Raw genomic sequence first — 15,817 nt, 5'->3', positions numbered from 1 at the left:
TCGCTGTCGATTAGCTCAAAGCGGGTACGCAAGGTCGCATGGCGGGCAATCAGTTGACAGAACACGTCCTCTACTCGCTTCACGTCCAGCGGACCACTCACTTGCAGTACCGACGGCATGTTGTAGTTCACATCATTCGGGTCGAACTGATGCAGCACATACAGTCGTTTTTGCGCCGAGGACAGAGGATAGAAACTACGCTCTTCCGTTACCGGAATGGACGCATACGCCACCTGATCCATACTTTCCAGCACAGCTGCCAGTTGTTCAATGGTTGGTGCTTCAAAAATGCTGCGCAGTGGAAGTGGCTTGTTCAGCTCTTGGTGAATCTTCGAGGCCAGTGTCGTCGCCCGCAACGAATGTCCGCCAATCTCAAAGAAGTTTTCCTTCACGCCGACCTGCGCCAGGCCTAGCACATCCTGCCAAATTTGCGCCAGCTTCGCTTCTACCCATGTCCGCGGCGGGATATAATCGGCTCCGCTTTGCAGGCTGCCTTCCGGTGCCGGAAGTGCTTTGCGGTCGATTTTGCCATTGGGACTCAGTGGCATTTGCTCCAGCTGTACAAAGTACGACGGCACCATGTAGCTTGGTAGCTCTCGGCCCAGTTCACTTCTCAGCTCGCTGGCACGGATTTCTTGCCCGGCGACATAGTAGGCGACCATTTGTTTTTGGCCCATTTCATCCGCACGAGCCATGACCACCGCTTCTCGTACCGATTCCACTTGGAGCAGTTGCGTTTCGACCTCGCCCAGCTCAATCCGGTACCCCCGAATTTTCACCTGATGGTCGATTCGGCCTAAGTACTCAATGTTGCCGTCTGGCATCCATCTCGCCAAGTCACCGGTGTGATACATCCGTTCGTATCCTGGTTCACCACCCGAAAACGGATCGACTACGAATTTCTCGGCCGTCAGTTCTGGACGGTTCAGATAGCCTCGGGCTACGCCGACACCACCGATGCACAGTTCCCCTGCCACCCCAATCGGCTGCAATTGCTCCGTGCCTTCCTTGACGATGTACAGACGAATGTTCTGAATCGGTTTCCCGATCGGGATCACCGCATATTCCTCTGACGGCTCGCAATCGAAATACGATACGTCCACCGTCGCTTCGGTCGGTCCGTACAGATTGATCAGCTTCGCTCCGGCCAAGCTCGACACGAGCCGCTGGAACCGGGCCACATGCTGTGGCGGCAACGCTTCACCACTGGCAAAGACATGGCGCAACGTGCCCAGCTTCGCTTGCATCACATCTCGTGGCTGCTGCTCCACATACTCCAGGAACGCATGCAGCATGGCGGGTACGAAGTGCATCGTACTCACGCCATCGCGGGCAATCGTGTCGACGATGTCTTCCGGGTTCTTTTCCCCGCCAACTGGCAGCAGGCTTACCTTCGAGCCGACCATCGACCACCAGAACAGCTCCCATACCGACACGTCGAAGGTGAAGGCGGTCTTTTGCAGGATCGTATCTTCTGCACTCAAGCCGTAGCGATCATGCATCCATAAAATCCGGTTCAGCACGGAATGGTGCTCTACCATGACGCCCTTCGGTTTTCCGGTCGAACCGGAGGTATAGATGACATAAGCGACATGGTGCGGTCTGGCCAGTGGCTCCAGATTCGAGCCATCTTCGTGGTAGATGTCCTTGCCATCCTGCTCCTGACGATCCAGCACCAGCACCTGGCAATCGAAACTCAGCGAGGCTTGCTCCGCCAGATGCGATTGTGTCAGCACCAGCTTCGCGCCCGAGTCCTCCAGCATAAAGCGGATACGGTCAGCCGGATATTCCGGATCGATCGGTACATAGGCTCCGCCGGCCTTGAGGATCGCATAGATGCCCACGATCATGTCCAGTGAACGGTGGACCAGAATGCCCACAGGCTGATCCGGTTCTACTCCTTCCGTACGCAAGGTGCGGGCGAGACGGTTGGCTCGCTCGTTCAGCTCACGGTAGGTCAGCGACTCTTTACCACACAGTACCGCCACTTGCTCCGGCGTGTTCGCGGCCTGCTGCTCGAACAGACTGCTTAGCGTTTGATCCTGCGGATAGGCTGCTGCCGTATCTCCCCATACCTGTACGATTTGCGCTTGCTCTTCTGCTGTCACTAGTTCCAGCTCATTCACGCGGATATGCGGATTGTCAATAATTTGCTCGATCACATGCAGTACATGTCCCTGCATCCGCTCGATCGTAGACCGATCGTACACATTCGCGTTGTATCTGAACATGATACGGAAGATTTCATCTGGCATCACAATCAAGTCCAGATCATAGTTCGTTTGCTCGACAACCTCTACATTCGTAATGTCAAATGCAGACGGACGAACTTCACCCAGCTGCTCAACTTGCTCCTCGACCGGATAGTTCTCAAATACCATAATGTGGTTAATCAGATTTTGCTTCTGTTCGGTCAGCGCCTGGATTTCATACAGCGGGAAGCTGTCATAGACGCCTGAAGCCAGCGCTTGCTCCTGCGTTTTGCGCATGATGTCCACAAACGTGGCATTTCGCTCACTTTGAATCCGCACTGGGATGGTATTAATGAACAGGCCGATCATATGCTCTACACCCGGAATATCCGTCGGACGTCCAGATACGACACTACCAAATACAACATCCTCGTTGTTGTTATATTGCTGCAAAATAAGGCCCCACACGCTCTGCATCAGCGTATTGATCGTGACTTGCTGCTGCTTCGCAATCCGGTACATGGCCTGGCTCCACGTTGGATCCAGCTCTACCGTTATTTTTTCAGAAACATATTCGTCGCTTGCTGCCTTGGATACCGTATGCTCCCTGCGGTCTACCACGTGGTCTTTCGTTGCAGTATCCGATCCAGGCAGCAACGTCTGCTGTTCCAAGCCAGCTAAATAGCTGCTCCAATACTCTTTTGCCGCCCGTTCATCCTGACGCTCTAGCCATTCGATATAGTGGCCATACGGTGTGATCGGAGCAAGCTCCGGCTGTTTCTGCTCCAGTAGTGCAAAGTACGTACCAAACACCTCACCCGTAACGAGCGATAAGCACCAGCCGTCCATGATAATGTGATGGAAGCTCCATACCAAGTGATACGCTTCTTCATCGGTCTGCAATACCTGTACGCGCATCAGTGCATCCGTACCGAGATTAAAACCTCTCGCTTGGTCCTCCTGCTTAAACGTCTGGATATATGCCTGTTGCTCCGCTTTCGGCATGTTGCGTATATCCTCGAAGGAAAGATCGCTATTTTTATGACGGAACACGATTTGCAATGGCTCCGGACCGTGTCCTGTCTCAAATTGATGGAAATTCGTCCGCAGCGCTTCATGACGCTGTGTCAGCAGATCCAGACTCTTACGGAAAATAGCAACATCAAAGCTACCTTTTTGATCAAATGACGCTTGCTGGAAGTATGCGCCTGAGTCCGGCTCCATTAAGCTATGGAACAGCATCCCCTTCTGCATGGGAGAGAGAGCATACACATTTTCCAGTTCGCCCACAGCAGCTGTTTGCTCCGTTAATTGCTCCAACTGCTCCAGTGTCAAGCCCTTGAACAAGACATCGCTTGGGGTTAGCTCACTCCGCTCTTGGGAGGCACAATGCTTGATTACTTCCTGCAAGCTTTCCCGTAGCAACTGTGCAAAATTTTCTACATTTTGCTGATGATATACTTGGCTGTCATAGCGAATTTCCAAGGTCAGCACGCCTGCTGTAATCATACCGTTCACATTCAGCGGCTGCTCCAGTACGGTGCGGTCACTCAACGGCTCTCCACCTGAATGTGAAGACAACGTGATCTCCCCATGTTCCAAGTCCTGATCAAATTGTCCCAAATAGTTAAAGCTGATCTCAGGCTGCAGGCTCCAGGAAAGATCGGCATCATCCGAGGACATATACTTCAACATACCGTAGCCAATGCCCTTATGCGGCACATGACGCAGGTCCTCTTTGACCCGCTTGATGCGCTGCCCTACTTCTGCCTTTCCATCGACATCCAGCAGTACTGGATACTGACTCGTAAACCAGCCCACGGTACGTGTGATGTCGATATCGGGAACAATGGCTTCCCGGCCATGGCCCTCCAGATTGACCAGCACACGCTTCTGCCCGCTCCAGTTGTACAATGCGGTACCGAGTGCAGTTAACAGCAGATCATTGACCTCGGTGTGGTATGCACGATGTGATTCCTGCAGCAGCAGCCGGGTGTCCTGTTCGCTCCACGCCACGGTTACCGTCTCACTGTCTCTGACCACAAAATGCTGTCCTGCCGCTCTTTCTTGATCCTTAGGTAGCGATCCGACTTCCACTTGGGCAAGACGCTGCCAGTATTCGCGTTCATTATCGATGGCCGGACTATTGGCATATTGAGACAAACGTTCTGCCCAAGTGGAGAACGAATCCGTTTTATATGGCAAGCGAATCGCTTCTCCCCGAATGGCCTGCTCATAACCCGAGGCAAAATCCTCAAACACAATCCGCCACGAAATGCCGTCTACAACCAAATGGTGAATGGCAATCAAGAGATGATCTCCATCTATGCAGCGGAAAAGTCCCAGCTTCACCAGCGGTCCTTCGTCCAGACGAATGGAGCTTTGGATGGCATTGGCTTTTGTTTCCATCGCCACCGCCACATCTGCCGTATCTTCGACGCCTGTCAAATCCACAACGTCCAGACTGTACAGCTGACCTTCGTTCACACCGCGATTCCACGCTTCATAGCCCTGTTCGGTCTGACGGAAGACCATACGCAGCGCATCATGATGCTCCGTCAGCTTGGTCACCGTGTGATGCAATGCGTCTAGATCAAAGCCTTCTGCTCGATACAGCATCACCGATTGGTTGAAATAATGCGGCTCTGCTGATGATAATCCAAAGAACCATTGCTGAATCGGAGTCAGTTTAACACTGCCCGAAACCACGCGCTGATCGGCTGTACGGCTAACTTTGTGTACATGACCGCTCAGCAGCGAAATGGACGGATATTGGAACAAATCCTTCATCTCCAGCTTGTAGCCCGCTTGCAGCAAGCGGGAGGATACCTGGATTGCTTTGATCGAATCGCCGCCCAGATCAAAGAAATTATCCAAAATCCCGACGCTCTTCGCTCCTAATACAGACTGCCAAATCGAAACCAACGTCTGCTCCAGCGCTGTGCGCGGCTCTACATAATCCGCTCCGCTTTGCAGGCTACCCTCCGGTGCTGGCAGGGCCTTGCGATCGATTTTGCCGTTCGGTGTCAGCGGCATCTGCTCCAGCTGGATGAAGTACGAAGGTACCATATAGTTGGGCAGCTCCTCACCCAGCAAGCTGCGCAGCTCACCTGCGCTTACTTCTCTTTCAGCGACATAGTACGTCACCAGTTGGTTTTGCCCTTGCTCGTCCGCTTGGGCCAGGACGATAACCTCTTGCACGTCTTCCACTTTCAATATTTGTGCCTCGACTTCGCCCAGCTCGATCCGGTAGCCCCGGATTTTTACTTGATGGTCGATGCGGCCCAAATATTCAATGTTGCCGTCCGGCATCCATCTCGCCAAGTCCCCTGTACGGTACATTCGTTCATAGCCTGTTTCACCAGCCGCAAACGGGTTCGCTACAAATTTCTCTGCCGTCAGCTCTGGACGATCCAGATAACCACGCGCCAGACCTGGACCAGACACGCACAGCTCACCCGCTACGCCGACCGGAGCCAAATGCCCGTGTACATCCACCATGTATACGCGATGATTCGGCACAGGGCGTCCAATGGAAATGAGTTGGCCTGCCCTTTCATCCTCGGATACTGGCCAGATGGACGTCGCCACCGAGTTTTCGGTTGGACCGTAGCCGTTGTAGTACGCCACCTGATCCTTCCATTTGTATATCAGTTCGGTGGAAGAGGCTGAACCCGCAGTGAACAAAATACGCAGATTTGGCATCCGCTCCGGCTCTAGATACACCGCATAGGTCGGCGGCAAAGCGGCCACCGTAATCCGATGATTCGCCATATATTGCTCAAACCGCTCGTAGTTCAAAATCGTCTCTGTCGTTGGCACATATAACGTGGCGCCGCAGAACAAAGCTTGAAAGATTTCCCAGCAAGCTGCATCAAACGAATAGCTGGCGAACAGTAGCGCATGATCCGACGTACGAATTCGAAGCGTCTGATCAAAATACGTTTTCAGATTGCACAGCCCATGGTGCTCCAGCATGACGCCCTTTGGCTGCCCCGTCGTCCCTGACGTATAAATCACATACGCCAAATCGTTCGGGCCGGACCCCAGCTCCAGATTGGAACCATCCTCGTGGTACAACGTTTGCTCCCCATCTAGCACCAGCATGTGGCCGTCAAACGCGACTTTGTCTACCAGATGGCTTTGTGTCAACAGCAGCTTCGCTCCCGAGTCGTCCAGCATGTAGCGGATACGCTCTTCCGGGTAGGCTGCATCGATAGGAACATAGGCGCCCCCAGCCTTCAAAATCCCGAAGATGCCCACGATCATGTCCACCGAGCGCTCAGTCATCAGACCCACCAAACGATCTTTCGTCACGCCTTGACTGCGCAAAGTACGAGCCAATTGATTGGCACGTTCATTCAGCTCACGATAAGTCAGCTGCTCTCCTTCGAAGTATAACGCTGGCTGTTCCGGTGTCTGCGCGGTTTGCGCCTCGAACAAGCCGTGAATCGTTTGCTCGCTTGCATAGGCTACCGCTGTATTGCCCCAGACCTCAACGATTTGCTTGCGCTCCTGCTCAGTTATCATATCCAGTTCATGTACACGAATGTCTGGATTCGCTATCACTTGCTCCAGCAACTGCACCAGATGACCTCGAATTTGCTCTACGCTTTCCCGTTCAAAGGCGAGGGCATTATAGCCAAAGCTCATGTGAATGGTGTTCCCTGGCAGCACCACCACGTTAAATTCATAGTTGGTCTGCTCGACAGACTCGGCTCCTGTGATGGTGAAGCTGGCCTCCTCACCGCTACCTAATTGCTCGATTTGCTCCTCGACCGGATAGTTCTCAAAAATAAGAATATGATTAATCAAATCCTGCTTAAGCTCCGACAGCCCCTGAATTTCATATAGCGGATACGTATCATACACATGGGAATCGATCGATTGCTCCTGGATGTGCTTCATCACGTCAGAGAATAGACTGTCCACTTGACTACGGACACGCACCGGAATCGTATTGATAAACAGACCAATGATATGCTCCACATTCGGAATGTCTGCCGGACGTCCAGATACTACGCTGCCAAACACGACATCATCGGTGCCATTATATTTTTGCAGCAAAAGGCCCCAAACGGTCTGCATCAACGTATTGATGGTGACCTGATAACGCTTGGCTATGCGCTGAATACCAGCGGTTAGCTCCGCGCCCAAATCAAAATCCAGGCGTTCCGCCTGATACCCCGTTTTGCCCTGGATTTTTGCCTGTGGCAAACGAGACTGCTCCTCATATCCTTCCAGCACCTTGCTCCAGTAACCGGATGCAGCCTGACGATCCTGCTGTTCCAGCCATTCGATGTATTGACTGTACGGCGTGACAGGGGCCAGTTCCGGTTGTTTATGAGCCAGAATCGCAAAATAACTTGCAAACACTTCGTTTGTCACTAGCGACAAGCACCAGCCGTCCATCACGATATGATGGAAGCTCCATACAAAACGGTACGATTCCTCACCTGTGCGCAACACAGCGACACGCATCAAGGCGTCTTTTGCCAGATCAAAGCCTCTTTGCTTGTCTTTACGCGTAAATTCGAGCATGTACTCGTTTTGCTGTTCGTCCTCCATGTCCCGCAGGTCTTCAACATACAGTTCGCTGCGCTTATTCCGGTACACGACCTGAAGCGGTTCATCCTTCCAGCCGCTGTAGAAGTTCGTGCGCAGTACCGTATGCCGCTGCACCAAGACATCCAAACTGGCCGCAAACGCAGCGATATTAAAATGTCCTCGCAGATCAAAGGAGGCCTGTTCAAAATAAGCTCCCGATTGCGAATCCATCAGATTGTAAAAGAGCATGCCCTTTTGCATCGGGGCCAGTGCATATACATTTTCCAGCTCACCGATACGTGCCGCCTGTTTCGCAATCTGTTCCAGTTCTCCAGTCGTCAAACCTTTGAAGGACACATCACTTGGCGTCAGTTCCGGCTGCTCCTGAGCAGCGCAATGCGCAATCACCTCTTGCAAGGCGGATTGCAGCAGGCTGGCCACACGCTCCAGCGTTTCTTTACGATACTGCTTACGGCTGTATGCGATCGTCAAGCGCAGCGTGCCTTCCGAGATCATCGCGTTCAGATCCAGCGTGTACGGCAAGCGGGAATAGGCATCCTCCGTCTCCCCTGCGCTGTAGGAGGACAACGTGATTCCACTGTTTTGCAAATCCTGATCGACCTGCCCCAAATAGTTAAAGCTAATTTCCGGTTCGGCTGCGATCGCACGGCCTTCACCTGATCCGAACGCAGGAGATAGGTAACGCCAGGTACCGTAGGTCAGCCCTTTATGCGGAATCCGGCGCAGGCCTTCCTTTGTTTCTTTAATCCGCTGAGCCAGGGTCATTTCCTTGCCGGTCTCCAGCACCACCGGATACAAGCTCGTAAACCAGCCTACGGTACGTGTAATATCCACCTCTGGCAGGATCGCTTCCCGGCCATGGCCCTCCAGATTGACCAGCACCTGTCCTGCACCTGTCCAGTTATGCACGGCCAGTCCCAGCGCGGTCAGCAGCAAATCATTGACCTCGGTGTTGTAGGCGCGATGAGCCTGCTTTAACAGCTGCTCGGTTTCAGCCTCGGTCCACTCTACGGTCAGCACTTCGCTGTCTGCGTTTAAGGAGCCTTCATAGGCAAAATCCTTAGGCAGCGGAGCAATCGCAGCTTTGGCCTGCTCTACCTGCTTCCAATATGACGCATCCGATGCCGCCTCTGGACGGTTGGCGTAAGAAGATAGCTCCCGTGCCCACGTTTGGAAGGAATCTGTTTTATAGGGCAATTGTACAGACTCACCCTTACTCGCCTGCTCATAGCCTGTCGAGAAATCTTCAAACAGAATCCGCCACGACACCCCGTCCACCACCAAATGGTGAATGGCGATTAGCAGATGGTCGCCCTCAGTGGTACGGAACCATCCCAGCTTCACCAACGGTCCTGCGGACAGGTCCATGCTGCTTTGGATTTCCGTTGCCTTCGCTTCCAGCGCTTCCGCATAAGCGGACCGTTCACGGTAATCCACCGTTTCCAGCGTATACAACGCGCCTTCATCCACACCGCGTGTCCAAGCCGCATAACCCGAGGCATCTGGACGGAAAACCGTACGTAGCGCATCATGGTGCTTCACAAGGTAATCCATCACTTGACGAATCGCAGTCTCCTCAAAGCCCTCCGTGCGATAAAGCATGACCGCCTGATTAAAGTGCTGCGGACGCTCGCGCTCCTGCGCAAAGAACCAATGCTGGATCGGAAGCAGCGCCGTTTCCCCGCTCACTTCTTCTTGGTCTGCCAAACGGCGGACCTCGTGCATATGCGGTGCCAGGGCTTCCACCGTCGGATATTGGAACAAATCCTTCATGTCCAGCTTATAGCCGGCCTGGAACGTACGGGATGCGATTTGGATAGCTTTGATAGAATCGCCGCCCAGATCAAAGAAATTGTCCAAAATACCGACCGTCTGTAGTCCCAGTACCGACTGCCAGACTGCTACAAGAGCGCGTTCTTGCGCCGTACGCGGCTCGGCATAATCGGCTCCAGTTTGCAGGTTGCCTTCCGGTACCGGCAAGGCTTTGCGGTCGATTTTGCCGTTGGGACTCAGCGGCATCTGCTCCAGCTGTAAAAAGTAGGACGGCACCATGTAGCTTGGCAGCTCCCGGCCCAGCTCACTTCTTAGCTCGCTGGCACGGATTTCTTGTCCCGCGACATAGTAGGCGACCATTTGTTTTTGGCCCGTTTCGTCTGCACGAGCCATGACGACCGCTTCTCGTACCGACTCCACTTGCAGCAGCTGCGTTTCGACCTCGCCCAGCTCAATCCGGTACCCCCGGATTTTCACCTGATGATCAATCCGGCCCAGATATTCAATGTTCCCGTCCGGCATCCATCTTGCCAAATCGCCGGTGCGGTACATCCGTTCGTATCCGGCTTCCCCGCCGGCAAACGGATCAGCTACGAATTTCTCGGCCGTCAGCTCCGGACGGTTCAGGTAGCCTCGGGCTACACCTACACCGCCAATGCACAGTTCCCCTGCAACCCCAATCGGCTGCAATTGCTCCGTGCCTTCCTTCACGATGTACAGACGAATGTTTTGAATCGGTTTGCCGATCGGGATCACCGCATATTCCTCATCCGGCTCGCAATCGAAGTACGACACGTCCACCGTCGCTTCGGTCGGTCCATACAGGTTGACCAGCTTCGCTCCGGCCAGGCTCGACACGAGCCGCTGGAATCGGGTCACATGCTGTGGCGGCAACGCTTCACCACTAGCAAAGACATGACGCAGCGTGCCCAGCTTCGCTTGCATCACTTCCCGTGGCTGCTGCTCCACATACTCCAGGAATGCATGCAGCATGGCGGGTACAAAGTGCATCGTAGTCACGCCATCGCGGGCAATCGTGTCCACGATGTCTTCCGGGTTCTTTTCCCCGCCGACCGACAACAGGCTTACCTTCGAGCCGACCATCGACCACCAGAACAGTTCCCACACCGACACGTCGAAGGTGAAGGCGGTCTTTTGCAAAATGGTATCTTCTGCACTCAAGCCGTACTGATCATGCATCCACAAAATCCGGTTCAGCACGGAATGATGCTCCACCATTACGCCCTTCGGTTTTCCGGTCGAACCGGAGGTGTAGATGACGTACGCGACATGGTGCGGCCCGGCCAGGGGCTCCAAATTTGATCCATCTTCGTGATAAATATTCTTGCCATCCTGCTCCTGACGATCCAGCACCAGCACACGGCCGTCAAAACTCAGCGAGGCTTGCTCCGCCAGATGCGCTTGCGTCAGCACCAGCTTCGCGCCCGAGTCCTCCAGCATAAAGCGGATGCGCTCAGCCGGATATTCCGGATCGATCGGTACATAAGCTCCGCCGGCCTTGAGGATCGCATAGATGCCCACGATCATGTCCAGTGAACGGTGGACCAGAATGCCCACAGGCTGATCTGGTTTAACCCCTTCCGCACGCAACGTCCGGGCCAAACGGTTAGCTCGCTCGTTTAGCTCACGGTAGGTCAGCGACTCTGCTCCGCACAACACCGCCACTTGCTCCGGCGTATTCGCGGCCTGCTGCTCAAACAGACTGCTTAGCGTTTGATCCTGCGGATAGGCTGCCGCCGTATCGCCCCACACCTGAACGATCTGTGCCTGCTCTTCCGCTGTCACCAATGCCAGCTCATTCACACGGATATCCGGGTTATCCACGATTTGTCCGATGACGTGGTCGATATGACCATAGATACGCTCCATTGCAGACCGGTTATACACCAGTGCATTGTACTCAAGTAGGATAGAGATATCCTCATCAGGCACGACAATCAGGTTAAAATCGTAGTTGGTTTGCTCTGTAAGTTCCACATGAGCAATAGAGAAGCCTGTATGTGCATCTGCTTCGCCGGAACCGCCCATCTGCTTCATCTGCTGCCCGATGGGATAGTTTTCAAAGACCATGATGTGATTGATCAGGTCTTGTTTTTGTTCAGTCCGTGCCTGAATGTCGTAGAGCGGGAACGTGTCATAGACACTGGAAGCCAGCGCCTGTTCCTGCGTACGCTGCAATATGTCAGCAAATGTAGCATCCGGTGCACTGCATATGCGTATCGGAATCGTGTTGATAAACAAACCGATCATGCTCTCCACACCTGGAATTTCTGCCGGACGACCCGATACCACACTACCAAACACGACATCCTGATGATTATTATATTTCTGTAAAATAACGCCCCAAACGCTTTGCAGCAATGTGTTAATCGTGACATGTTGTTGCTTGGCCATTTGGTTTAATGCGGCACTCCGCTCTTTACCTAGCATAAATGGCAACTTTTCTAAAACATAGCCGGAATTTGAACTTTGACCGCTTCTGTTTGTGTCGTCATCCCGTTCTGTTACAGAAACTTGCGTATTCTCACCAGGCAACAAGGTTTGCTGTTCAAAACCTGCCAAATAGTCACTCCAATAACGGGTTGCTTCCTGTGCATCTTGATGTTCCAACCATTCGATATAGTCACTATACGGCTTGACAGGTGCGAGCTCTGGCTGCTTGTTCTCCATCAAGGCAAAATATGCACCAAACACTTCGTCTGTCATCAGGGACAGGCACCAGCCGTCCATTACGATATGATGGAAGCTCCATACAAAACGGTATGAGCGATCACCCGTGCGGAAAACAGCTACGCGCATGAGTGCATCCTTGCCTAAATCAAAGCCTCTGGCTTTGTCCTGAGACACAAATTCAGCTACAGCCTGTTCACGCCCTCTGACATCCTCATAACGGAAGCTCGGATTTTTTTGACGGTAGACAATTTGCAAGGGTTGTCCATGCCAGCCGCTGTAGAAATTCGTCCGCAATATCGCATGCCGGCTAACCAGCAGCTTTAAGCTTTCCTCGAATATAGATGGCGTAAAGTGGCCCTCAAGATCAAAGGTTGCCTGCTCAAAATACACGCCGGTTTCTGCATTCATCAAACTATGGAACAGCATTCCCTTTTGCATGGGGGTCAATGGGTACACATTTTCCAATTCCCCAATCGCCTTTGTCTGCTCCTTAATCGTATCGAATTGCTCCAGGGTCAGACCTTTAAACAGTACATCACTTGGAGTCAATTCGGCCTGCTCCCGTGTAACACAATGCTCGATCACTTCAAGCAGATTGGTTTTCAACAGGTTGGCTAACATTTGGACCGTATCCTTACGGAAGGCTTTGCCGTTATACCGAATGTCGAGTTCCAAGATGTCGTTGGTGACGATTCCACTCACATCGAGCGCATATTTCAACTTCGTCCGGCCACTCACGACCGATCCCATCGAATAAGGAGACATGCGGATATCGCTGTTTGGCAAGTCTTGATCCAACTGTCCGAGATAGTTAAAGCTCACTTGCGGCTCGGCAAAAGCTTGATGCTGACCAAGATTCAGTACATCTGCTTGCTGACTAATGGCTTGACCGGATTCACTCCAATATCTCCAGATTCCGTAGCCCATTCCCTTATTCGGAATATGACGCAGGCTCTCTTTGACCTGTTTGATGCGTTCCGACAAAGCGTGACCACGGCCGATGTCCAGCCACACCGGATATGGACTCGTAAACCAGCCTACCGTACGAGAAATGTCGGTATCCGGCAAAATGTTGTCCCGTCCGTGTCCCTCTAAATGAATCAGACTGCGTTCATGCCCCGTCCACGTGTATAGCGTCATGCCTAGTGCAGTCAGCAGCAGATCGTTCACTTCCGTGTTGTACGCGCGGTGTGCTTGCTTCAATAGTTTTGATGTCTCTTCTTCCGTAAGCTGGAAGACCACGGTGTCCGTGTCAGCCCAGGTAAACGGTTCGGTCTGCGCTTGATCCTCAGGCAAACGTACCTGGTCAGCCAAAGCAGCTGCGTTCCATTGCTCCCAGTAGGCGTATTCGCTGTCCATGGCTGCGCTATTCGCATAGACGGAAAGTTTTTGTGACCAGGAACGGAATGATTCCGTTTTGTCCGGTAATTGGAGTGCCTCTTTACGGATCGCCTGTTCATAGGCTACAGCCAAATCCTCAAACAAAATGCGCCATGATCCCCCGTCCACCACCAAATGGTGGATTGCTATGAGCAAATGATCCCCATCTGCACAGTGGAACAAGCCAGCCTTCAACAACGGCCCTTCATGCAGCTGGATACTCTTTTGAATTTCACTGGCTTTCGCCTCCATGGCTGCGCTGAGCGTGGCTTTATCTGTCAAATCGCTAAAGTCCACCACATCCAGGTGATACAGCTCGCCTTCCTGTATTCCGCGGTTCCAGGCTTCATAGCCTTGCTCGGTCTTGCTGAACACCATCCGCAGTGCATCATGGTGCGCTGTGAGTTTGTCAAGTGCCTGATGCAGAGCGGACTCATCAAAACCCTGCTCCCGGTGCAGCATCACCGCCTGATTAAAGTGATGTACGTCTACTTGCTTCTGGGCAAAGAACCCATGCTGGATCGGAGACAAAGTTGTTTCCCCGCTCACTTCTCCCTGATCTACCCTACGACTTACCTCGTGCATATGCGGTGCCAGTGTTGCGACGGTTGGATAACGGAACAAATCTTTCATGTCCAGCTTGTAGCCTGCCTGGAACGCACGCGATACGATTTGAATCGCCTTGATCGAATCGCCGCCCAGGTCAAAGAAATGGTCCAAAATCCCGACAGTTGGCACGCCCAGGACGGACTGCCAGATCGCTACGAGTGCTCGTTCTGCTACCGTACGTGGCGCTGCATAATCTGCACCGCTGTGCAGACTGCCTTCTGGTGCTGGCAGAGACTTGCGGTCAATTTTACCGTTCGGTGTCAGCGGCATCTGCTCCAACCAGATGAAATACGACGGCACCATATAGCTTGGCAGCTTTTGTCCCAGCTTCTGTCTCAGCTCACTAGCTCCAAGCTCTTGACTTGCGACGTAATACGCTACTAACAGTGTTTGACCCGTTTCGTCCGTACGAGCCATGATGACTGCTTCTTGTACGGACTCCACCTGTAGCAGCTGCGATTCGATCTCGCCCAGTTCGATCCGGTAGCCCCGGATTTTCACCTGATGGTCCATCCGGCCCAAATATTCAATGTTGCCGTCTGGCATCCATCTCGCCAAATCGCCTGTACGATACATCCGCTCATGGCCTGCCTTGTCAGCAGCAAACGGATTATTTACAAATTTCTCTGCCGTCAGTTCTTCACGTTTCCAGTACCCGCGGGCCAATCCTTCCCCGGCAATACATAACTCACCCGGTACACCGACTGGCTGTAATTCCCCATTCGCATTCAGGATATATATTTGCGTATTCGCAATGGGACGTCCAATGTTAATATGCTGAGCATGGGTCAGTTCCTGTACGGTCGACCACACCGTCGTTTCTGTGGGTCCGTACATGTTATAAATCCGGGGACCGTTTATTTCTTGCAGTGCTGCAAGCAGCCTGGACGGAAGGGCTTCACCCCCGACCATAATGGCCTTCACGTCTTGCAGCGCGCGGGAGCCTGCTTCATGACCCAGCAGCATTTGCAAACGGGATGGTGTCATTTGCAGCATTTCAATATGATGATGAGCAATCAATTCACCCAGCGCCTGAGGATTCACCTGATGCTGGCTATCGCCAAGCACCACCGTCATTCCGCCCAACAGGGGCAAGATCGTTTCTAAGACGAAAATATCGAATGAAATGGTCGTGAGTGACAACATCGTTTGGCTCGTTTCAAAGTCAATGACTTTGCGCATCCCTGTAATAAAGTTGAGGACCGAGCGATGCTGGAGCATAACTCCTTTCGGATTACCCGTCGAACCAGAGGTATAGATAACGTAAGCCAAATGCTCTGGGCGGGTAATCGCCTCCAGGTTGCCGTTCTCTCCCTGATACAATGCTGCATCCTCAAGAAATATGGCATTGGCATGGCATTGGTGTTCTTCTGCCAAATCACGACGGGTCAGAAGCACTGCGGCCTCGCTGTCTTCCAGCATGTATTGAATACGTGAGGACGGAAATTCGGGATCAATCGGCACATAAGCACCACCTGCTTTTAGCACGGCCAGCAGACCTACGATCATTTCCACGGAGCGCTGCACCATCAGACCGACCAGTTTGTCAGGCCCTACTCCCTGCGCTTGAAGGATGCGTGCCAATGAATTCGCCCGTTCAT

1 protein-coding gene (cut by a window edge) is annotated in these 15,817 nt (G+C 52.8%); it reads right to left on the bottom strand.

From position 1 onward, the window contains the following. Positions 1-15,817 carry part of the coding region annotated (locus ACN6NF_RS11195) for a non-ribosomal peptide synthase/polyketide synthase (protein ID WP_474317698.1) on the bottom strand (this coding region is incomplete at its 5' end). 15,643 nt of the annotated region lie to the left of the window's left edge, so 15,817 of the 31,460 annotated nt are shown.

This window comes from Paenibacillus sp. TSM33 (genome assembly GCF_056099025.1).
Note: the sequence above shows the minus strand (reverse complement) of the source record. Positions and strands in the feature narration are given on the sequence as shown.